The sequence below is a fragment of the Streptomyces anulatus genome (assembly GCF_000721175.1).
Classification (GTDB): Bacteria; Actinomycetota; Actinomycetes; order Streptomycetales; family Streptomycetaceae; genus Streptomyces; species Streptomyces anulatus_C.
The window spans coordinates 474,829-496,528 of sequence record NZ_JOEZ01000003.1; the positions used below are offsets into that span (position 1 = coordinate 474,829).

At 72.8% G+C, this 21,700-nt stretch carries 20 protein-coding genes; 7 read left to right on the forward strand and 13 right to left on the reverse strand.

What is annotated here, in order from left to right; all coding sequences use genetic code 11:
- Positions 1-5 precede the first annotated feature (5 nt).
- Positions 6-1,103, forward strand: coding sequence for a uroporphyrinogen decarboxylase (gene hemE, locus IG90_RS0105120; RefSeq protein WP_030578175.1), 1,098 nt, complete (start codon positions 6-8; stop codon positions 1,101-1,103).
- A gap of 43 nt (positions 1,104-1,146) precedes the next feature.
- Here the strand turns inward: hemE and IG90_RS0105125 are convergent, their stop codons facing one another.
- A complete protein-coding gene (locus tag IG90_RS0105125) occupies positions 1,147-2,535 on the reverse strand; it encodes an FAD-dependent oxidoreductase (protein WP_030578178.1) in 1,389 nt (462 codons plus the stop codon).
- 53 nt (positions 2,536-2,588) lie between these two features.
- Positions 2,589-3,557: a DUF4349 domain-containing protein gene (locus IG90_RS0105130; protein ID WP_030578180.1), complete on the reverse strand. Its 969-nt coding sequence runs from the start codon at positions 3,555-3,557 to the stop codon at positions 2,589-2,591.
- A 126-nt stretch (positions 3,558-3,683) separates the two neighbouring features.
- On the opposite strand from IG90_RS0105130, the gene hemG reads away from it, so the two are divergent.
- Together hemG and hemQ are read left to right on the forward strand one after the other, a co-directional pair.
- A complete protein-coding gene (gene hemG / locus IG90_RS0105135; RefSeq protein WP_030578185.1) occupies positions 3,684-5,147 on the forward strand; it encodes a protoporphyrinogen oxidase in 1,464 nt (487 codons plus the stop codon).
- Positions 5,148-5,151: 4 nt separating this feature from the next.
- On the forward strand, positions 5,152-5,880 hold the full coding sequence (gene hemQ, locus IG90_RS0105140) for a hydrogen peroxide-dependent heme synthase (RefSeq protein ID WP_030578188.1): 729 nt from the start codon (positions 5,152-5,154) through the stop codon (positions 5,878-5,880).
- A gap of 158 nt (positions 5,881-6,038) precedes the next feature.
- Here the strand turns inward: hemQ and IG90_RS0105145 are convergent, their stop codons facing one another.
- The 5 genes from IG90_RS0105145 to IG90_RS0105165 form a co-directional block, all read right to left on the reverse strand.
- A complete protein-coding gene (locus tag IG90_RS0105145) occupies positions 6,039-7,601 on the reverse strand; it encodes an alpha/beta hydrolase (protein WP_030578191.1) in 1,563 nt (520 codons plus the stop codon).
- A 128-nt stretch (positions 7,602-7,729) separates the two neighbouring features.
- Positions 7,730-8,749, reverse strand: coding sequence for a TIGR04222 domain-containing membrane protein (locus IG90_RS0105150; protein ID WP_030578194.1), 1,020 nt, complete (start codon positions 8,747-8,749; stop codon positions 7,730-7,732).
- A gap of 6 nt (positions 8,750-8,755) precedes the next feature.
- Positions 8,756-10,075, reverse strand: coding sequence for an MbnB/TglH/ChrH family RiPP precursor modification enzyme (locus tag IG90_RS0105155; RefSeq protein ID WP_030578197.1), 1,320 nt, complete (start codon positions 10,073-10,075; stop codon positions 8,756-8,758).
- 112 nt (positions 10,076-10,187) lie between these two features.
- On the reverse strand, positions 10,188-10,934 hold the full coding sequence (locus IG90_RS0105160) for a DUF4142 domain-containing protein (protein WP_030578200.1): 747 nt from the start codon (positions 10,932-10,934) through the stop codon (positions 10,188-10,190).
- Positions 10,935-11,196: 262 nt separating this feature from the next.
- A complete protein-coding gene (locus IG90_RS0105165) occupies positions 11,197-11,919 on the reverse strand; it encodes a peptidyl-tRNA hydrolase (protein ID WP_030578202.1) in 723 nt (240 codons plus the stop codon).
- Between the two features lie 71 nt (positions 11,920-11,990).
- Here IG90_RS0105165 and IG90_RS0105170 point away from each other — a divergent pair, with 71 nt between their 5' ends.
- Positions 11,991-12,665, forward strand: coding sequence for an AIM24 family protein (locus IG90_RS0105170; RefSeq protein WP_030578204.1), 675 nt, complete (start codon positions 11,991-11,993; stop codon positions 12,663-12,665).
- A 368-nt stretch (positions 12,666-13,033) separates the two neighbouring features.
- On the opposite strand, the gene IG90_RS0105175 is transcribed toward IG90_RS0105170, so the two are convergent.
- The 6 genes from IG90_RS0105175 to zapE form a co-directional block, all read right to left on the reverse strand.
- Positions 13,034-13,885, reverse strand: a complete 852-nt coding sequence (locus IG90_RS0105175) for a polysaccharide deacetylase family protein (RefSeq protein ID WP_030578206.1) — start codon at positions 13,883-13,885, stop codon at positions 13,034-13,036.
- Positions 13,886-14,012: 127 nt separating this feature from the next.
- A complete protein-coding gene (locus IG90_RS0105180; protein ID WP_030578208.1) occupies positions 14,013-14,840 on the reverse strand; it encodes a cytochrome c oxidase assembly protein in 828 nt (275 codons plus the stop codon).
- Positions 14,840-15,448 (reverse strand): DUF2243 domain-containing protein, encoded by a 609-nt coding sequence (locus tag IG90_RS0105185; protein ID WP_051859994.1) that lies wholly within the window; start codon positions 15,446-15,448, stop codon positions 14,840-14,842. The genes IG90_RS0105180 and IG90_RS0105185 overlap by 1 nt, the downstream gene beginning before the upstream one ends.
- Positions 15,449-15,616: 168 nt before the next feature.
- Entirely contained in the window at positions 15,617-16,990 is a 1,374-nt protein-coding gene (locus IG90_RS0105190) for an alkaline phosphatase PhoX (protein ID WP_030578211.1), read from the reverse strand.
- Positions 16,991-17,129: 139 nt separating this feature from the next.
- Positions 17,130-17,555, reverse strand: coding sequence for an OsmC family protein (locus IG90_RS0105195; RefSeq protein WP_030578213.1), 426 nt, complete (start codon positions 17,553-17,555; stop codon positions 17,130-17,132).
- Positions 17,556-17,660: 105 nt separating this feature from the next.
- The gene (zapE, locus tag IG90_RS0105200) at positions 17,661-18,752 is read right to left on the reverse strand and encodes a cell division protein ZapE (RefSeq protein WP_030578216.1); all 1,092 of its coding nucleotides are present in this window, start codon (positions 18,750-18,752) and stop codon (positions 17,661-17,663) included.
- 37 nt (positions 18,753-18,789) lie between these two features.
- On the opposite strand from zapE, the gene IG90_RS0105205 reads away from it, so the two are divergent.
- The 3 genes from IG90_RS0105205 to murC all read left to right on the forward strand — a co-directional run bounded on the left by IG90_RS0105205 (position 18,790) and on the right by murC (position 21,695).
- The gene (locus tag IG90_RS0105205) at positions 18,790-19,617 is read left to right on the forward strand and encodes a pyrimidine reductase family protein (RefSeq protein WP_030578220.1); all 828 of its coding nucleotides are present in this window, start codon (positions 18,790-18,792) and stop codon (positions 19,615-19,617) included.
- 163 nt (positions 19,618-19,780) lie between these two features.
- On the forward strand, positions 19,781-20,233 hold the full coding sequence (locus tag IG90_RS0105210) for a hypothetical protein (RefSeq protein WP_030578223.1): 453 nt from the start codon (positions 19,781-19,783) through the stop codon (positions 20,231-20,233).
- Between the two features lie 67 nt (positions 20,234-20,300).
- Positions 20,301-21,695: a UDP-N-acetylmuramate--L-alanine ligase gene (murC, locus tag IG90_RS0105215; RefSeq protein ID WP_030578226.1), complete on the forward strand. Its 1,395-nt coding sequence runs from the start codon at positions 20,301-20,303 to the stop codon at positions 21,693-21,695.
- Positions 21,696-21,700 lie beyond the last annotated feature (5 nt).

The window sequence follows — 21,700 nt, forward strand, 5'->3', positions numbered from 1 at the left end:
TGTGCGTGAGTGCCAACGACAGCCCTTCGGGCCAGCAGACGACGACCTCCGCCAGCCTCGACGCGGTCCGCCACGCCACCCACGACTCGGCGTTCCTCAGGGCCTGCCGCCGCGAACCCGTCTCCCACACGCCGGTCTGGTTCATGCGCCAGGCGGGACGCTCGCTGCCCGAGTACCTGAAGGTCCGCGAGGGCATCGCGATGCTCGACTCCTGCATGATGCCGGAGCTGGTCGCCGAGATCACCCTGCAGCCCGTACGCCGCCACAAGGTCGACGCCGCGATCTACTTCAGCGACATCGTCGTGCCCCTGAAGGCCATCGGCATCGACCTCGACATCAAGCCCGGCGTCGGCCCGGTCATCGCCGAGCCGATCCGCACCCGCGCCGACCTGGCCCGGCTGCGCGACCTCACGCCCGAGGACGTCCCGTACGTCACCGAGGCCATCGGGATGCTCACCGCCGAGCTCGGCGCCACCCCGCTCATCGGCTTCGCCGGGGCCCCCTTCACCCTGGCCAGCTACCTCGTCGAGGGCGGCCCTTCGCGCAACCACGAGCGCACCAAGGCGATGATGTACGGCGACCCGCAGCTCTGGGCCGACCTCGTCGACCGGCTCGCCGAGATCACCGGCGCCTTCCTCAAGGTGCAGATCGAGGCCGGCGCCTCCGCCGTCCAGCTCTTCGACTCCTGGGTCGGCGCCCTGGCTCCCGCCGACTACCGCCGCGCGGTGCTGCCCGCCTCCGCGAAGGTCTTCGACGCCGTCGCCCCGTACGGCGTCCCCCGCATCCACTTCGGAGTCGGCACCGGCGAACTCCTCGGCCTGATGGGCGAGGCAGGCGCGGACGTCGTCGGCGTCGACTGGCGCGTCCCGCTGGACGAGGCCGCCCGCCGGGTCGGCCCCGGCAAGGCGCTCCAGGGCAACCTCGACCCGGCGGTGCTGTACGCGCCGACCCCGGCCGTCGAGGAGAAGACCCGCGAGGTGCTGGACGCCGCCGCAGGGCTCGAGGGCCACATCTTCAACCTGGGCCACGGAGTCATGCCGACCATGGACCCGGACGCCCTCACCCGGCTCGTGGAGTACGTCCACACGCGGACAGCGCGCTGAGCGACCGGACGGCCGGGGCGAACAAGCGCCCCGGCCCCCGACGTCAGCTCCCCGCGTTCCGTACCGCCGCCGCCGTCCTGCGCGCGGCGACCAGCACCGGGTCCCAGACCGGCGAGAACGGCGGGGCGTAACCCAGGTCGAGCGCCGTCATCTGCTCCACCGTCATCCCGGCCGTCAGCGCCACCGCCGCCACGTCCACCCGCTTCGCCGCCCCCTCGCGGCCGACGATCTGCACGCCGAGCAGCCGGCCCGTGCGGTACTCCGCGATCATCTTCACCGTCATCGGCTTCGCCCCCGGGTAGTAACCCGCCCGCTGCGTCGACTCGATGGTCGCCGTGACGTAGCGCAGCCCGACCGCACGGGCGTCCTTCTCCCGCAGCCCGGTCCGGGCGATCTCCAGGTCGCAGACCTTGCTCACCGCCGTACCGACCACGCCCGGGAACGTGCCGTAACCGCCCCCGACGTTGGAACCGATCACCTGGCCGTGCTTGTTGGCGTGGGTGCCCAGCGCGATGTGCCGGGTGCGGCCCGCCACCAGGTCCAGGACCTCCACGCAGTCGCCGCCCGCCCAGATGTCGTCGTGGCCGACGACCCGCATCGCCAGGTCCGTCAGCAGCCCGCCGTGCGGCCCGACCGGCAGCCCGGCTTCGCGCGCCAGCGCCGTCTCCGGCTCCACGCCGATGCCGAGGACCACCACGTCCGCCGGATACGTCCCCGCGTCCGTCGCCACCTCGCTCACCCGGCCGTCCGGACCGGTGAGGATCTTGGTGACGGCGGCCCGGTTGACCGTCGTGATGCCCAGCCCGTCCATCGCGTCGTGGACGAGCCGCCCCATGTCCGGGTCGAGCGTCGCCATCGGCTGCTCGCCCCGGTTCAGGACGGTCACCTCGAAGCCCCGCGCGAGCATCGCCTCGGCCATCTCGACGCCGATGTACCCCGCGCCCACCACGACCGCCCGGCGGGTCTCCTCGGAGCCCAGGGCGTCCAGCGAGTCCAGGAGCGCCTGCCCGTCGTCCAGGGTCTGCACCCCGTGCACCCCGGCCGCGCCCATCCCGGGCAGTGCCGGGCGCACCGGACGGGCCCCGGTGGCGATCACCAGCTTGTCGAAGCCCGTCCAGTACGTCTGCCCGCTCTCCCGGTCCAGCGCCTTCACCCGCCGCCCGGCCACGTCGAGCTCGGTCACCTCGGTCCGCATCCGCAGATCGATGTCCCGCGCCCGGTGCTCCTCGGGGGTCCGGGCGATCAGGTCGTCGCGCGCCTCGACGTCGCCGCTCACCCAGTACGGGATGCCGCAGGCGGAGTACGAGGAGAAGTGGCCACGCTCGAAGGCGACGATCTCCAGCGCGTCCGGCCCCTTCAGCCTGCGCGCCTGTGACGCGGCGGACATGCCCGCCGCGTCACCGCCGATGACCACCAGTCGCTCCGCTGCCATGCCGGGTCCCCTTTCGCCGAGTGAGGGCCCCACGCTACGGCGCTGGAGCGACCTCAGGGCGCCGGAGTCCCCTCCGCCTCCGGCCGGGGCGCCGCCGGGACCTCGCGGGCCGCCCGCCGGGCGCGCAGCACCCGCCACACCAGCAGCGCCAGGGCCACGGTGAGCAGGAACGGGAACGTGGCTCCGAACGCCACCGCGATCCACCGCAGCATCGTCACGAACGCGTCCCAGCCGCCGCTCAGCGCGTCCAGGAACCCGGTGTCCTCCTTCTCCCCGTCGTCGGCCGGGGCGTCCGGCGGCGTCAGGTCCAGGGTGATCGTCGACAGCGAGGTCCGGTCCTTCAGGCTCGCCTGCTGGGCGAGCAGCGACTCCAGGTCGGACTGACGGCTGCTCAGCTCGCCCTCCAGGGCGACCACATCGCTGATCTTCTCCGCCTTGTCCATCAGCTCCCGCACCCGCGTCACGCTCGCGCGCTGCGTGGCGATCCGGCTGTCCACGTCGACCACCTGGTCGGTGACGTCCTTCGCGTCCGAGGTGCGCGAGAGCAGCTTCCCGGAACCGGAGAGTTCCCCCAGCACCTCCTGGAACCGGGCCTGCGGCACCCGCAGCACCAGGTGCGAGGTCTCGTAGGTGTCGTCGAGCCGCTCGGTGTTCTCCGTCGCCACCAGGCCGCCCGCGCCCTCGGCGGCGGCGCGCGCGGCGGCGACGGCCTTCGGCACGCTCTTCACCTCGACGGACAGGGTGGCCGTGCGGATGACATGAGCGGTCCCGGGCGCGGGCGGCGCCTTCTTCCCGGAGGCCTTCCCGTCCGCCTGCGGCTCGGCGGAGGCGGCCGCGGGTGCGTCCTCCTCCGTGAACCCCTCACGCGGGGCGGCCTTCCCGTCCGCCGCCTTCGCGCCGCTGTCCGAGGCGTCGCCCGACGCCCCGCAGCCGCCGACGGCGAGCAGGAGGCCGAGCGTCCCGGCCACGAGCGCCGCCCGTGTGCGGGCGAAGGTTCGATCGGTTCCGCTGTCCGTATCCATAACGGGTCCCCCCAGGGCGTCGGTTGATGGTGCCGGTTCGACGCGGCCGCCCCGGGACCGGTTGCCGGGGGGCGGTTTCGAAGTGGTCACGGTCATGACGCGGTACGGGTTTGAGAGAGTGGACCCATGCAGCTCTCTCAACAGCGTGCGGAAACGCCCCCGGGCCACGTCGTCGTCATCGGCGGAGGCATCGCCGGCCTGGCGGCCGCCCACCGCCTGGTCGCCACCGGACTGCGGGTCACCCTCCTGGAGGCGACGGACCGGCTCGGCGGCAAGCTCATGACCGGCGAGGTCGCGGGCGTCCAGGTCGACCTGGGAGCTGAGTCGATGCTCGCCCGGCGCCCCGAGGCGGTCGCCCTGGCCCGCGAGGCCGGCCTCGCCGACCGCCTTCAGCCGCCCGCCACCGCCACCGCCTCGCTGTGGACGCGCGACGCGCTGCGCCCCATGCCCAAGGGGCACGTCATGGGCATCCCCGGCGACCCGGCGGTGCTCGGCGAGGTGCTGTCCCCCGAGGGGCTGGCCCGGATCGCCGAGGAGCGCGACCTCACCCCGACCCCCGTCGGCGACGACGTCGCCGTCGGCGCTTACATCGCCGACCGGCTCGGCCGCGAGGTCGTCGACCGGCTGGTGGAGCCCCTCCTCGGCGGGGTCTACGCCGGCGACGCCTACCGGATCTCGATGCGCGCCGCCGTACCCCAGCTCTTCGAAGCGGTGCGGGAGGGCGGCCCGCTGCTGGAGGCCGTACGCCGCATCCAGGAGCGCGCCGCCGCCCGGCAGCAGACCGGACCCGTCTTCCAGGGCATCGAGGGCGGCGTCGGCACCCTCCCGGACGCCGTCGGCGACGCCGTACGGGCCGCCGGCGGCGAGATCCTCACCGAGACCCCCGTCCTGGGCCTGACCCGTACGGAAACGGGCTGGGCCGTCCGCACGGACCCCCGGACCATCACCGCCGACGGCATCGTCCTGGCCACCCCCGCCTGGTCCGCCGCCACCCTGCTGGCCGCCGAGTCCCCGGCCGCCTCCGCGGAGCTGTCCGGCGTCGAGTACGCCTCGATGGCCCTGGTCACCCTGGCCTTCCGGCGGGCCGACATCGAGCGGTACGAGGCCCTGCGCGGCCGCTCCGGCTTCCTCGTACCACCGGTCGACGGGCACACGATCAAGGCGTCCACGTTCTCCAGCAACAAGTGGCAGTGGGTCGCCGAAAGCGCCCCCGACCTGTTCGTCCTGCGCACCTCCGTGGGGCGGTACGGCGAGGAGGACCATCTGCACCGCGAGGACGAGGAACTCGTCGCCGTCTCCCTGCGCGACCTCGCCGCGGCCACCGGACTCACCGCCCGGCCGGTCGACACCGAGGTCACCCGCTGGATCGGCGGCCTGCCGCAGTACCCGGTCGGCCACCACACCCGGGTCGCCCGGATCCGCGACGAGATCGCGGGGCTCCCCGCCCTGCGGGTCTGCGGCGCGGCCTACGACGGCGTCGGCATCCCCGCCTGCATCGCGAGCGCCCAGCGGGCGGCCGACGAGATCACGAGAGAGATCATCGCCACGCCGACCCTGGTTCGGGGCACGGGGAGCGAGGCGGGACAATAGCCGTATGAGTGCCCCTGAGACTGTGACATCAAGCAAGAGTCCGAACGCCGGCAAGAAGGCCAAGGACCTCAACGAGGTCATCCGCTACACCCTGTGGTCGGTCTTCAAACTGCGCGACGTTCTCCCGCCGGACCGTGCGGGGTACGCCGACGAGGTCCAGGAGCTGTTCGACCAGCTCGCGGCCAAGGACATCACCGTCCGCGGCACCTACGACGTGTCCGGTCTGCGGGCCGACGCCGATCTCATGATCTGGTGGCACGCCGAGACCTCGGACGAGCTCCAGGAGGCGTACAACCTCTTCAGGCGCACCAAGCTCGGCCGCGCGCTGGACCCGGTCTGGTCGAACATGGCGCTGCACCGGCCGGCCGAGTTCAACAAGTCGCACGTCCCGGCGTTCCTCGCCGACGAGACGCCGCGCGACTACATCAGCGTCTACCCCTTCGTCCGGTCCTACGACTGGTACCTGCTGCCCGACGAGGACCGCCGCCGCATGCTCGCGGACCACGGCAAGATGGCCCGGGGCTACCCGGACGTCCGCGCCAACACCGTCGCCTCGTTCTCCCTGGGCGACTACGAGTGGGTCCTCGCCTTCGAGGCGGACGAGCTGTACCGCATCGTCGACCTGATGCGTCACCTGCGCGCCTCCGAGGCACGTCTCCACGTGCGCGAGGAGGTCCCCTTCTACACGGGCCGCAGGAAGAGCGTCGCAGACCTGGTGGCCGGGCTCGCATAGCCAGCGAGTCCCGCACCACCCCAACCCGGAAGATCAGAAGGGCGGGCACCGGGCACCGATCGTGCCGTCCGCCGTTCCAGCGACACCGGGTTCGGCTTCGGGGGCCGTCGCACCGTCATGGTGCGGCGGCCCCCGCTCCGTGATCCCGGCCGACCCGGTCAGTCCAGCGACACCGGGTTCGGCTCCGGGTGCGCGGCGCAGTCCGCACCCCGCCCCGGCACCTCACCGGTCAGCAGGTACCGGCGCAGATGGTCATCGACGCAGGTGTTCCCGGCCCCGCCGATCCCGTGCGTACCGGCGTCCCGCTCGGTCACCAGCGACGAGCCGGGCAGCCGCCTCCGCAGCTCCAGCGCCCCCTCGTACGGGGTCGCCGCGTCCCGCTCCGCCGCCAGGATCAGCACCGGCGGCAGCTCGCCCCACAGCGTCCCGACCTCCAGTGGCCGCTGCCGGGGCGCGGGCCAGAACGCGCACGGCAGGTTCGTGAAGGCGTTGTCCCAGGTCTCGAAGGGCGCGACGCGCGCCAGGTCCGTGTGGTCGCGGTCCCAGACCTCGAAGTCCTCGGGCCAGGGTGCGTCGTTGCACTCGACGGCCGTGTACACCGCCTGGGCGTTCTCGTTGTCCTTGGCGGCCACCGCGCGCGGCGAGGCCTGCGCGACCAGCGGCTCCGGGTTGCCCCGGACGTACTCGGAGAGCGCCGTCGCCCGCATCGCCCAGTAGTCGTCGTAGTAGCCGGCCCCCAGGAACGCCGAGTGCAACTGCCCCGGCCCCACCGTGCCGCCCGCGGGCTCCACCGCCAGCGCGGCGCGCACCTCGTCGTAGTGCCGCTGCACCGACTCGGGCGTGGTCCCCAGGCGGTAGACGTCGTCGTGCCGGGCGACCCAGCGGCGGAAGTCCTCCCAGCGCGCCTCGAACGCCAGCGACTGGCCCATGTTGGAGCGGTACCAGATCTGCTCCGGGTCCGGGTCGACCACCGAGTCGAACACCATGCGCCGTACGTGGGAGGGGAACAGCGTCGCGTACAGCGCGCCGAAGTACGTCCCGTAGGAGGCCCCCATGAACGTCAGCCGCTGCTCGCCGAGCGCGGCCCGCAGGACGTCCAGGTCACGGGCGTTGTTCAGTGAGGTGTAGTGCCGCAGCGTCTCGCCCGCGTGCTTCGCGCACCCCTGCGCGTACGCCTTCGCGCGGGCGACGCGCCGCTCCTTGTACTCCTGCGTCGGGTGGGTCGGCGCGTCCGTCGGGCCCTTCGTGTACGCGGCGGGGTCCTGGCAGGTCAGCGGGGCGGAGGAGCCGTTCACCCCGCGCGGGGCGTAGCCGACCAGGTCGTACGCCTCGGCGACCTCCTTCCACTCCGGCATCTCCCCGGCCAGCGGGAAGGTGATGCTGGACGCGCCGGGGCCGCCCGGGTTGTAGACGAACGCGCCCTGTCGCTCCTCGGCCGGACCGGTGGCCCCGGCGCGGCTGACGGTCAGTTCGAGCTGCCGCCCGTCCGGCTCGGCGTAGTCGAGGGGCACCTTCACCGTGCCGCACTTCAGCGAGTCCGGGAGCATCTCCTCCTTTGGACAGGAGACGAAGTCGATCCCGGCGGCCGTGGCACGGGCGGCGGCGATCGCGGTGCCCCGGGCCTCGGCGGAGCCCGGGCGCTCCCAGGCCCCCGCCGGAGCGGCGGCCAGGGCGGACAGGACCAGGGAGCCGATCGATGTGTACAGCGCAGCTGTTCTCACGCGCGGTGCCTCTCTGCGGATGCGGAGAGGGATGGTCGGGCGGACGGGCGGTGATGTCCAGCACCGCCCCCGCGTGTCCCCGGGATTGACCCCGATGGGCGGTCAGGAAGGCTGCTGTGGAGGGGAGTTCAGGAGCCGCCCCCGCCGCAGCTGGACCCGCCGGAGCTTCCGCAGCTGGAGCCCCCCGAGCTTCCGCAGCTCGATCCGCTGCCGCCCCCGCACCCGGAACCGGAGGAACAGCCGGACCCGCCGCCGCAGCCCGACCCGGAGCCGCCGCTGGACCCTCCGCAGCTGGAGCCGTCGGGGCTGGAGGCGGCGCACCAGAGAGTCGTCGCGGCGACGGCGGTGACTCCCGCCGCCGTACCCCCGGTGACCTGGGCCGACGACCGCCCGCGCGGACGGCTCAGCCGTGCCGCGGCGGCCAGTTGGGCCTGGAGCACCGGGTCGGGCAGGGCGCGGAGCCCGAGCGTGGCGACCAGATGGGCGGGGGTCACCACGTACGCGTAGGTGTTCCGGAACGCCAGGGCGGCCTGGCGGCCCGCCTTCGTGATGCGGGTGGAGGAGGTCGCCGCGACGATCAGCCCGCTGAATCCGCCGATCAGGATCGGGGGCAGCATCATCAGGACGAACGGGAACGGGCCGTCCTCGGTGGCGAACTGGACGAAGGTCAGCACCACGCTCAGCGGCAGGGCGGCGACGCACGCCAGCCCCTGGATCGTCGCCCACCGCCTCAGCGGCCTGCTCTCCAGGGGAGACACGATCAGCCCGCGCGCGGCGAGCCCGTCGCCGGTCTCCTGGACCGCCGGGTGCCGCATCGCCGCCTCCCGCAGGACGTGCAGGGCGCCGCTCGGCGCGGCGGCCAGCTCCTGGAGCACCGCGCGTTCCACCGGGTCGTTCGCCTGCGCCCGCTGTACGGCGACGATGCCGGGGCCGCCGACGACCAGCCGCCCGTCCGTGTGCAGGGCGGCCAGCGCGGTGTCCACGACCCTGGCCGGGCCGCCGTTCAGGAACGCGGCCTCGTACAGGTCGTGGAGGGCGAGACCGGGGGCCGGCCGGGGGCGGCGGGCCCGGCCGTTCACGGCCTTGACGAGGAGTGCCACCGAGGAGACCGCGACCACGAGGGTCGCCAGCAGAGCCAACATGTACATGGCGGATCACCTTCCCACGAGGGCGGCACGGGCCGCCCGGACCAGCCGGGTGGCACGGCGCGGGGGCCGGGCGCCCGACCGGTCCTGCCACCAGTACGTCAGCCGGCGCCGCGCCGCCGGGTCGGCGGGACCGCCCGCGATGAGCACGTGCTCCGCGAAGTCCAGGGCGTCGCGCCGGTAGCCGCCGGACATCGGACGGCCCCCGGCGTACGCGAGGAACCCGGCACGGTAGCCGTCGCCGAGGATCTCCGGCAGCTCCGGCGCGACCTTGGCGACGACGTCCGCGCGCTTGGCGGCCAGCGCCCGGCTCTGCACCCGCAGCCGCCGGGGGTCGAAGCCCTCGGGGGCCGGGGTCCCCGCCACCAGTGCGGAGAGCAGCGAGGTCTGCGCGACGGCGGTACGGTCACGGATCCCGGCCGGCACGGGGGCGGCGGGCGCACGGGCTCCGGCGCCCTCCCCGTCGTGTGCCGCGCCCCGGGCCGTGGGACGCGGGTCCGCCGGGGGAGCCGCCCGCCGCAGCGTCGCCCGGATCGCGTCGAGTTCGCCCGCCAGCTCCTCGGCCGGCGGGAACGCGTCGTCCCGCTCCAGCAGCACACCCGGAGGGTCGACCCGGGAGCGCAGCTCGGCCAGCACCTCCAGGACGGGGGCGGTCACCGGGTGGGCGTGCGTGTCGTGCCAGACGCCGTTCCTCTCGACCCCGCCCGCCACATGGACGTACGCGATGGCCTCCACCGGCAGCTCGTCCAGCGCCTTCGCCGGGTCCTGGCCGAGGTTGACGTGATTGGTGTGCAGGTTGGCCACGTCGATCAGCAGCCGTACGCCGGTCCGCTCGACCAGCTCCGCCAGGAACTGCCCCTCGGTCAGCTCCTCGCCCGGCCAGGAGACCAGCGCCGCGATGTTCTCCAGGGCGAGCGGAACCGGCAACGAGTCCTGCGCGATCCGCACGTTCTCGCACAGCACGTCCAGCGCGTCCCAGGTGCGCTCCACCGGCAGCAGGTGCCCCGCCTCCAGCCTCGGCGACGCGGTCAGCGGCCCCCCGGCCCGTACGAACGCGATGTGCTCGGTCACCAGCGGCGTCCCCAGCAGCTCGGCGCGCGCCGCGAGGGCGGCGAGGCGCACGGGGTCCGGCCGCTCGGCGCCACCCAGGCCGAGGGCCACCCCGTGCGGCACGATCCGCACACCGCGCTCCCGGAGCCGTACCAGGGAGTCCGGGAGGTGGTCGGCGCAGAGGTTCTCCGCGACCGCCTCGACCCAGTCGATCCCCGCCAGCGCCTCCACCTCGTCCGCGATCTCCGGCCGCCAGCCGATGCCGATGCCCAGTTCCATGGTGTCCCCCTCACCTCGTTGTGTTCAGGGGTCATGGCCCCGTCGAGCGGCGATGAACCCGACATGGGGGACGTTCAGAGCTGGATCTGAGGTTCCGGGACCGTGGTCCTCGTCAGGGCATCGGCATCATCGTGGGCGGCACCGGGCGCGAGGTGAAGGACTGGTCGCCGGTCGGTGTCGCCGGCACCGGAGCCAGGGGGGCCTGCCCGTCCTGGGGCATCGACGGGCCCGAGGGGCTGGCCGTCGACCCGCTTGCCGCCTCGCGCGCCAGGGCGTCGAAGTCGACGAACCCGGTGGCCTCCAGCATGGTGATGTGGTCCAGCACCGTCTGGTTCGCGTCGCTCGCGAGCTGCCGGATCAGCGTGTTCCGGGTGGTGTGGCGGACCTGGGCGATCAGGCCGAAGACCTTGCCGTGGGCGGCCCGCAGGATATTGGCGAACTTGCGCTCGTAATCGTCGCCGCTCGCCGCCGTCAGCTCCCGCAGCCACCCCTGCTGCTGGGCGGTCGGCTGGTTGGGCAGCTCCACCCCGAGCTTCGCCGCCACGTCCCGGGCCCGCCGGTCCAGGTCCGCGTGCCCGACGACCAGGTGGTCCCCGGCGGCCTTCGTCGCCTCGCTGGGCGCCCGTTCGATCGCCTGCTGCCCGGCGGGCAGCTCCCACAGTCCGGCGAGCCGCACCTTGACCAGGAAGTCCCGGTCGGTCGCGGAGAGCGGCCCCCACTGGGTGGCGACGCTGGAGGCGTTGAGGTTCGCCTCGCCGGTGCCTGAGCGGTCCGCGTAGGACCAGACGGGGAACGCGAGCGCGCCGAGCGTGGCGACCAGTGCCGCGATGATGAGGGCCGTTCCGTTGATGCGTCGCAACAAGGTGTCTCCCGGGCAGAAGCGTGACAGCGTCGAACAGGCGTCAATCAACCGCCAACCGGCTCGCCGTGCAGGCTACTTGGCGGTAATGCCGATACGGCAGTACCGGGAGATACGCAGTCGGACGCAGAAATGCTCAGCCATGCCGCTCGGGCACGCTTCCGGTCAGCCGCTCGGCCGTGCTTCCGCTGCTTCCGGTCAGCTGCTCGGCGGTGCTCCCACTGCTTCCGTGCTTCCGCGCTGGAGATTCCGTTTCCGTCGGTCAGCGGCGCAGCGCCGGGTGGTCGGCGACCACCGTGCAGGACCCCGGGGCGATCTCGGTGAACCCCGCGTCGCGCACCACCGGCAGCCCGCTCACCGTCAGCTCCCGCCAGCGCTCCGCGCCGGGGGTGGCGACGGAGAGCGGGAACCCGGCCTCGCGCCAGGCCTTGCGCTCGGTGTCGGACAGCTCCCACCAGGCGAGCTGGGCACCGTGGCCGACCTGGGCCATCGTCTTGCCCGCCGACATGTCCACCTCGGGATTCAGCCACAGCACCGGGCCCGAGAGATCGGGGGAGGCGGGCGGCTCGGGGTCCTCCAGGTCGGTGCCCGACACCTGGAGCTTGGCCAGCTCCTTGGGCCAGCCGTCCAGCGGGACCGGAGGGAACACCCGCACCTCCGCGCCGTCCTCGCCCGTGACCGTGATGCCGTCCAGCGCCGTGGCCTTGCGCCACTCCGCACCGCGCGCCCGGCGTACGACCTTGCGGATCCGGGCGTCCTGCCAGTCCCGCATCGCCGCGGCCCACTCGCCGTCGCCGAGGGACCGCTCGTCGGAGAGGATCGTCAGCACCGCGCGGGCGGCGGTCCGCAGCGCGTCGGTGCGGGCGGGCGGGTCCGTCTTCTCCAGGTGGAGCACCAGCGGCAGCACGAACTGCTGCGCCTGGTCGCGGTCGGTCGGACCGTGGTGGAACGGGCTCTCGGGGGCCGGGGTGTCGTTGCTGGTCACCGTCCCAGTCTGCCAGGCCGGTCGTGTCACCTTCTTGGCGGAACGACATGGTCCGGGTGAGGATGCTCCGCATGAAGAGCGATCTTTTTTCCAGCGAGCACATGGCCCAGCCGGCCACCGCCCCCGGCATGACCCTGCAGAACTCCAAGTCGATCAAGTACGCCGTCAACGGGGAGATGCACGCCCGGCAGGGCTCGATGATCGCCTTCCGCGGCAACCTCCAGTTCGAGCGCAAGGGCCAGGGCCTCGGCGGGATGCTCAAGCGTGCGGTCACCGGCGAGGGCCTCGCGCTGATGGCCGTCCGCGGCCAGGGCGAGGCGTGGTTCGCGCACGAGGCGGCGAACTGTTTCATCGTGGAGCTGGACCAGGGCGACTCCATCACCATCAACGGCCGCAACGTCCTCTGTTTCGACCCCACGCTCTCCTACGAGATCAAGACCGTGAAGGGCGCCGGAATGGTCGGCGGCGGCCTCTTCAACAGCGTCTTCACGGGCTACGGCAAGCTCGGCCTGATGTGTGAGGGCACCCCGATCGTGATCCCCGTGACGGCCGCCCAGCCGGTGTACGTGGACACGGACGCGGTCGTCGGCTGGAGCCAGCAGCTCACCACCAGCCTGAACCGCTCGCAGAGCGTCGGCTCGATGGTGCGCGGCGGATCCGGCGAGGCCGTCCAGCTGATGCTCCAGGGCGAGGGTTTCGTCATCGTGCGGCCGAGCGAGGCCAGGCCCGACAAGACCTCCAACTGAGCCTGGACCTCAGGGGTGTGGGTCACGGTACGGCCTCCGCGGCGCCTGGGTGCTGCGCGGGGCCGACCTCCCGGCGCTCCGACCGTGACCGGGGCCGCCGGGGTCCTCGCATCCGGCCAGGACGGCGCCGGACAGCACCGACTCCCGGCAACTTCGGCACGGCGTCACTCCGTCCGCGTGAGGAACGGACGTCGGTGATCGGGGGAGGGCATGGGTAATGCCGGCCATCGATGTCGCTGTGCTTCCGGCCGTTGTCGTCATGTCGTCGGCCTTGCCCACGCCGTGGCGGACGGTGTGCTGGGGTACCGCCACCGGGCCGCGCGGCTCCGCAGGGAGCAGGAGAACGCCCGGGCCCCGCGCCACGCCGATCAGCCCTCCATCAGCTCCGAGACCTTCACGAAGCGGTAGCCGCGCTCGCGCAGCTCCGGAACGATTCTGCGGACCGCCTCCCCGGTGACCGGCGCCGCACTGCTCGTGCAGTGCATGACCACCAGCGATCCCGGCCGCACCCCGTCCAGCACCTGCTCGGCCACCGCCCCCGCGTCCGTCGCGAACGCGTCACCGCTCACCACGTCCCACTGCACCGCCGTCACGTTGGCCGGGGCCAGCGCGCGCAGGGCGGCGTCGTCGTAGCAGCCGCCGGGGAAGCGGAAGTACGGCACCACATTCCGTACCCCGGCCGCCCGGAACGCCGAGAAGGCCCGCTCCACGTCGCGGGCCATGGAGTCCTTCGCGACCACCGGCAGGCCGTAGCAGTCGGCGGTGAAGGCGTAGTGGCTGTAGGAGTGGTTGGCGACCTCGAACAGGCCGTCCGCGCCGATGCCCTTCGCCTGGGCCGGGTACTCCTCCGCCCAGCGGCCGGTCATGAAGACGGTCGAGGGCACCTTCAGCCGCCGCAGCAGCGCGATCAGCTCCTGGTTGTCGAAGCGCTCGCCCGCCTTCGCCCGGGGGCCCTGATCGGCTGTCATGTCGGCGTCGAAGGTGAGCGCGACGACCTTCTCCGCCGCGCCGCCGCCTGCCGTGCCCCCGCCCGTCGTCCGCCGTTCGAAGACCGGGGTGCGCCCCGCCGGGCCGGGGGCCATGGTGGGCGGCTTCTTCGGGCCGGCGGAGGCGGAGGCAGCGGCGGAGGGGGCGGTGGCGCTGAGGGAGGGGGCCGGGGTTGCGCACCCGGCCAGGGCGCCGCCGAGCACCAGGGCTCCCAGAACGGCTGAAGCGGTCATTTCTTGTGATGATCTGATCATTAACGGAAAATATCGGACTCCACCACCGGAGGCTCCCCGCGGCGCTCCGAGGGACACCCCGGTGGCCCCGGCCCGGCTCAGGCTCCGACCCCGCTCCGCTTCCTGATCAGGAGACCGGTGCGGGCCGAACGGCCGCTCGCCGGCGGTGGCGCCCCGGCCGCCAGGACGCGACGAGGGCCGCAGCCAGCAGCAGTTCGGCGATGTCCCCGCCGTAGTACATGATCTCCGCGCCACCCCGGACCTGAGCGATCGGAGCGTGTACGTCGATGAGGAAACCGCCGTACATCAACTGGGAGATCGTGGCGTGCGCGGCCACCGCGACGCCCAGGACCACCAGGCGGGCGGGCACCCCGGGGCGGGACGGCGCCGGGTCCGGGCCCGCGATCACCCAGGCGAACAGGCAGCCGGAGAGCAGGAAGTGGGCGTGCATGAACCAGTGCAGGAACGGCCGGTCCATCGTGGCGTCGAACAATGGCGTGAAGTACAGCACCGCCAGCGTGCCGGTGCTCAGCACCAGGGCCGGGACCGGGTGGGCCACCGCACGTACGGGGCGGCTGTGCAACAGCCCGGTCAGGCGTCTGGCCCGCGGGACGGGCAGGGTGCGCAGCAGGAGGGTGACGGGGGCGCCCAGCACCAGGCCGAGCGGCGCGTACATGCCGATGAGCATGTGCTGGGTCATGTGCCCCCGGAAGTCCTCATGGGCGAACGGCGCGACGGGCGGCAGCAGCGCCGCGGCCAGGACCGCGCATCCGGCGAGGAAGCTCACCGTCCGCCACCGGCCCCACCCCAGGGCGGGGCGGCGGGCGCGGGCCCGGTGGGCGAGCAGGAGGTAGCCGCCTGCGAGCAGGGCGACCGCCGTGGCGGGCAGCAGCACCTCCCATACGCCGCCGCCTCCCGCGTCCCCGCCGTGCGGGTGGTGTGTGCCGCCGCCCATCAGGACGGACGTCCGCCCCGATCGGCGGTCCCGGGAACGTCGGGGACGCCGGGAGCGTCACCGGTGTCCGGAGCCTCCGGATTCCTGGGATCGAACGGACTGCCGCTGCGCTGCAGAAGGTAGCCGCCGATCACCAAAAGGAGCCCCAGGAGCAGGAAGCCGAGGTCCCACCAGAGCTGGTGAGGGCCGCCGTGGACATGGTGGATGCCGAGGACGTGGTGGTCCAGGACGCCTTCGACCAGGTTGAACAGGCCCCAGCCCACCAGGATCCAGCCCCACAGCACCCGGGAGGTCCACACCCGGCGTCGGCCATGGGTCACGCGCGAGTAGAGGATGCCCAGGCCCACCAGCACCGCCACCCAGCAGACCGTGTGGAAGATGCCGTCCCACACCGTGTTCATCTCCAGGCCGGAAACCGTGTTCGGCGAGTAGTACTTCACCCCGATCCGGTCGTCGTCGGTGCTGGTCAGCATGTGGTGCCACTGGAGGAGCTGGTGCAGGAGGATTCCGTCCAGGAATCCGCCGAGGCCCACCCCGAGCACGATCCCCGGGAGCTGAATGCTCCTCGGGATGGCACCGGCACCGGTCGGCGCCTTGTCCGCACTGATGGCCACTGCACGTCCTCTCCGTCGAAGTCAGGCCGAAGCCGAATTCAAGGCCGAAGCCGAAGCCCGAGCCGCCGGCAGCACGGGTGCCCGCCCCCCGGCCGCCCACCAGGGATACGGACACCCGTTCAGCCTTGCGGCACCCCGAGCACGGGCAACCGGCTCAGCCCTTCAGCACCAAGGCCCCGTCACGGCGAACGTTGTACCCGGCGTGTAGCAGTTCACGTACATCGTCGAGCCTTCTGGCGAGAAGGTGACCCCGGCGAACTCGCCCCACTCCGGCTCCTCGGGCGTCCCGATGTTCTGCCGCCCGCGCGCCATCGGGTACACCTCGCCCCGCCGCGTCACCCCGAGCACGTGCTGCGCGCCGCCGCCGTCCTCGCAGACCATCAGCCCGCCGTCGGCCGCCAGGCAGATGTTGTCGGGGGACTCGCCGGGCAGCTGGACGTCGGTGTCCGGGCCGAAGAGCACGACCAGGGTGAGGCGGCGCTTCCTCGGCTCGTAGCGCCACACCTGGCCGTGGTGGTCGGCCGCCGAGCCCTCGTCGCTGCGGGCGAAGCTGGAGACGAAGTAGACCGAGGAGTCGCCCCAGTAGCAGCCCTCCAGCTTCTGCGCGTGCGTGATGCCCTTCGGGCCGAAGTCCTGGAAGCGGATCGCGGTCTCGGCGGCCAGCGGATCCGGTACGGGGACCCACTCGATCCGGTCGAAGCTCGTGCCGGTCTCCCGGACGGCGGAGAGGTCGGGCACGCCCGGCACCCGCATCGCCTCCAGCTCGCCGCCCGCCCGGAGCGAACCGGTGCCGCCGAGCGGCTTCTCGGGAAGGAAGCGGTAGAAGAGCCCGAACGGCTTGTCGAACGCGTCCTCGGTCTCGTACACGATCCCGGACTTCGGGTCGACGGCGATCGCCTCGTGCTGGAAGCGGCCCATCGCGGTCAGCGGGACGGCCCCGGTGCGGTGCGGATCGGCGCCGTCCACCTCGAAGATGAAGCCGTGGTCCTTGGTGTAGCCGTTGGTCCCGGCCTTGTCCTCGTTCTCCTCGCAGGTGAGCCAGGTGCGCCACGGGGTGGGCCCGCCCGCGCAGTTCACCGCCGTACCTGCGATGGCGACGCGCTCGCCGAGCACCTTGTTCCGGCCGTCCAGCTCCAGGGACGTCACGCCGCCCTTGGCCGCCGGGTCGTAGGTCAGCCCCTCGACGGTCGGTACGCCGATCTCGGCGGTGTGCCGGTTCTCGTGGTTGCGGACGAGGTGGACCCGCCCGTTGCGGCCGCGCAGGGCGGCCATCCCGTCGTGGTTGCCGGGGACCGGCCCCTCGCCGGAGCGCAGCGGTTCGCCCTCCCGGGACAGCACCCGGTAGCGGAAACCTTTCGGCAGGTCGAGCAGACCGTCCGGGTCGGGGACGAGCGGACCGTAGCCGCTGTGGCCGCGGGCGGCCGCCGTGCCCGCGAAGAGTTCGGAGAAGGCTCCCGTGAAGGCGACCGCGGCGGCTGCGCCGCCGCCTGCCAGGACCTGGCGTCGGGTGGCGGTGGGACGGGGTGCGGTTGACATGAGGTGACTCCCTGCTGGCGGACAGGTGAAGTGACCCGCACGTGTGTAGCACGCACAGAGGCGCGGGGGAACCATGCGTACCCCCGCGCCCCGTGTTGCTGCCGGGACGGCCCCGATGGGAGCAGCCGTCCGCGCGACCTCAGGCCAGCGAGGCCGACAGGGTGATCGTCGTGCCCGTCAGCGCCTGGCTGACCGGGCAGTTCGCCTTGGCGTCCTCGGCGGCCTTCACGAAGGTGTCCTCGTCGAGACCGGGGACCGTGCCCTCGACCGTGAGGTGGATGCCGGTGATGCCGGTGCCGGGCTGGAAGGTGACCTCGGCCTTCGTCTCCAGCTTGGTGGGCGGGGTGCCGGCGCCCGCGAGGCCGTGGGAGAGCGCCATCGAGAAGCAGCTGGAGTGGGCGGCGGCGATGAGCTCCTCGGGGCTCGTCTTCCCGTTCGCCTGCTCCGAGCGGGCGGGCCAGGAGACGGGGTAGTCGCCGATGCCGGAGGAGTCGAAGGTGACGACCCCCTTGCCCTCGATCAGGTTGCCTTCCCAGTTCGTGTGCGCCTGACGCGTGGTAGCCATGCTGAATCCCTTCGAACGGTGTGCGGTTGTACGGGATATGCGGTCGTGCGGGATATGCGGGGCGCGCCGTCGTGCGCCGTGCCCCGTCGCGTTACGCCCCCGAACCTACTGCGCCACCAGCCCCTTCGCGTCACGCGCCAGCGCCGTCAGCCGGGAGATCGCCCGGAAGTACTTCTTCCGGTACCCGCCGTTCAGCATCTCGTCGCTGAACAGCCGGTCGAAGGGCAGCCCAGAGGCGAGCACCGGAACCTCCCGGTCGTACAGCCGGTCGGCCAGCACCACCAGGCGCAGCGCGGTCGACTGGTCGGGCACCGCCGTCACCCCGGTCAGGCAGACCGCGCCGATGTCGTCGGTCAGCGCGCCGTACCGGCTCGGGTGGACCCGGGCCAGGTGCTCCAGCAGCCCTGGGAAGTCGTCGAGGGACGCGCTCGGCGTGGCGTACGCGGCCCGGGTGACCTGCTCGTCGTCGTACGGCGGCGGGGCCTCGGGCAGACCGCGGTGCCGGTAGTCCTCGCCGTCGATGCGCAGCGGGCGGAAGTGCGCGGACAGGCCCTGGATCTCGCGCAGGAAGTCGACGGCGGCGAACCGGCCCTCGCCGAGCTTGCCCGGCAGCGTGTTCGAGGTCGCGGCCAGCGCCACCCCGTTCTCCACGAGCCGACGGAGCAGCGAGGAGACGAGCACGGTGTCGCCCGGGTCGTCCAGCTCGAACTCGTCGATGCACAGCAGCCGGTGCCCGCTCAGGGTCTGCACGGTCTGCTGGAAGCCCAGCGCGCCGACGAGGTTCGTCAGCTCCACGAACGTGCCGAACGCCTTCAGCGACGGCTCGGCGGGCGTGGCGTGCCAGAGCGACGCCAGCAGGTGGGTCTTGCCGACGCCGTAGCCGCCGTCCAGATAGACCCCGCGCGGCCCGGCCGGTGCGGCCGGCTTCTTGCTGAACCACTTGCGCCGCCCGGGACCCGTCGCGTGCGCGCCGCCGAGCCCGGCGGCGAAGCCCGCCAGAACCGTGACCGCCTCGCTCTGGCTGGGCTGGTTCGGATCGGGGACGTACGTGTCGAAGCGCACCGAGTCGAAGCGCGGCGGCGGCACCATCTCGGCGACCAGACGGTCTGCGGGGACGTGCGGCTCACGGGCGCACAGGGACAGCGGGGCCGTTTCGGCAAGGGGGCTCTGCCCCGGAAACGCGGTGGATGACGACACAACTCTCCACCCTAAGGCCCGTGCCAGACTGCAACCCATGCGAAGCCTGTTCCCTGTGACGGACCTGACAAAGAGCGCTGTGGGGGGCGAGGACCCGTCGGGCCCGCTCACCGACCGCGAGTGGAGCCTCGACGAGCTGGCGGAGGCCTACGCCTACCCCGCGGACCTCCCCGCCGGGAAGGCCCGGAGGCCCGGGGCCGCCTGGCTGCGAGCCAACATGGTCTCCACCCTCGACGGGGCCGCCCAGCACGACGGCCGTTCGCAGGGCATCTCCTGCGCGGCGGACATGCGGATCTTCGGCACCCTGCGGGGCCTGGCCGACGTGGTGATCGCCGGGGCCGAGACCGTACGCCTGGAGGGGTACCGTCCGGCCCGCGCCCGGGAGGCGTTCGCCGCGCGGCGGGCGGCCGCCGGGCAGGGCCCCGCGCCCGCCGTCGCGGTGGTGACCGGCTCGATGCACCTGGACTTCTCGCTGCCGCTGTTCACCGAGCCGCTCGTCCCGACGCTCGTGGTGACCGGCGCCGGGGCCCCCGCGGACCGGATCACGGCGGCCCGGCAGGCGGGCGCCGAGGTGGTGATCGCGGGCGAGGGCACCCGGGTGGACCCGGCCCGGGCCGTGCGCGAGCTGGCCGCCCGAGGGCTGAGGCGGCAGCTCACCGAGGGCGGGCCCCGGCTGCTCGGCCAGTTCGTGGCGGCGGATGTGCTGGACGAGCTGTGCCTGACGGTGTCCCCGATGCTGACCGCCGGGGACGCCCAGCGGATCGCGGGCGGCCCCGGGCTCGCCGTGCCGGAACGTTTTTCCCTGACGTCCCTGCTGGAAGAGGCCGGGTTCCTCTTCACTCGGTACCGTCGGACCGACAGTTAGCGGAATTTATCGTTCCGCTTAGCTCCGGCTGGGCAGACTTACCCCTGCAGTCCCCGTGGAAGCGCGGGGAAGGATGGTTTCAGCAAACGACCGTCGACGGTCGAGCCGGTCGTCGACGAGACGAAGAAGCGGAAGGGCGCCTGTCGTGTTCACAAGCGTTTTGATGATCGAGAAGCCGCTCACCCCCGAGGACGTGGACTTCGTCACCACCCTCCACGGCGAGGAGCGGATCTCGTTCGTCGTTCTGTTGCAGCCGCGCGGTGACCAGGCCGATGTCCTGCTGCGCGCGATCGACGACGTGGCGATGGGGGAACTGAAGGAAGCGGTCCGCGAGGGGGAGGAGCCGGAGGGCGACGAGGCCCGCGAGACCGCCCAGATCGGCCTGGAGTACTCCCTCCGGGCCCTGCGCGAGGCGGGCTCCGAAGCGGTCGGACAGGTGATCGAAGATCACCCCCTGGACAAACTGACGGCCGTCGTCGAGGAGGCGGGCGCGGACGAGGTCATCGTCCTGACCGCCCCGCACTACGTGGAGGAGTTCTTCCACCGCGACTGGGCCTCCCGGGCCCGGCACAAGGTGGGCGTCCCGGTGCTCAAGCTCTTCGCGCACAGCGAATAGGCTGGCCCCGCGGTCCGGGTCGGCCCCCGGCCGCCGTCCGAACCGCAGCGACCACGCAGGAGCACAGATGGCACCCGGCATTCCCGCCGCCATGGAACGACCCCACTTCATCGGCATCGGCGGCGCCGGAATGTCGGGCATCGCGAAGATCCTCGCCCAGCGCGGGGCGAAGGTGGCGGGCAGCGACGCGAAGGAGTCCGCCACCGCCGAGTCCCTGCGGGCGCTGGGGGCGACCGTGCACATCGGGCACGCGGCGGGCCACCTGGCCGACGACGCGTCCTGCGTGGTCGTCTCCAGCGCCATCCGCGCCGACAACCCGGAGCTGCTCCGGGCGAACGAGCTGTCCATCCCCGTGGTGCACCGCTCGGACGCACTGGCCTCCCTGATGAACGGTTTGCGCGCCATCGCGGTCGCCGGCACCCACGGCAAGACGACCACGACGTCGATGCTGGCCGTCGCCCTCTCCTCGCTGAGTCTCGCCCCCTCGTACGCCATCGGCGGCGACCTGGAGGGCCCCGGCACCAACGCCACGCACGGCGAAGGGTCCATCTTCGTCGCGGAGGCGGACGAGAGCGACCGCAGCTTCCAGAAGTACGACCCCGAGGTCGCGATCGTCCTCAACGTCGAGCTGGACCACCACGCGAACTACGCTTCGATGGACGAGATCTACGACTCCTTCGAGACGTTCGTCGGCAAGGTCGTCCCCGGCGGCACCCTGGTCATCTCCGCCGACCAGCCCGGCGCGGTGGAGCTGACCCGCCGGGTCCGCGACCTCTCCGACCTCAAGGTCGTCACGTACGGCTCCGCCGAGAACGCCGACGTACGCGTCCACAAGGTCACCCCGCGCGGCCTGACCAGCGAGGTCACGGTCCTGCTCAACGGGAAGTTCCTCACGTTCACCGTCTCGGTCCCCGGCAGCCACTACGCCCACAACGCGGTCGCCGCCCTCGCCGCCGGGGTCGCCCTCGGCATCCCGGCGCACAACCTGGCCTCCGCGATCGGCAGCTACACCGGGGTCAAGCGCCGCCTCCAGCTCAAGGGCGAGGCGGCGGGCGTGCAGGTCATCGACTCGTACGCGCACCACCCCACCGAGATGACCGCCGACCTGGAGGCCATGCGCGGCGCCGCCGCCGACGCCCGCATCCTGGTCGTCTTCCAGCCGCACCTGTTCTCCCGTACGCAGGAGCTGGGCACCGAGATGGGCCAGGCCCTCGCACTGGCCGACGCCTCCGTGGTCCTGGACATCTACCCGGCCCGCGAGGACCCGATCCCCGGCATCACCAGCGCCCTGATCATCGACGCGGCGAAGGAGGCCGGCACCGAGGTCACCGCCGTCCACGACCAGGCCGACGTCCCCGCCGCCGTCGCGGGAATGGCCAAGCCCGGCGATCTCGTTCTCACCATGGGAGCGGGCGATGTCACCGACCTCGGCCCGCGCATCCTGGACCACCTGTCGAGCTGAGGAGC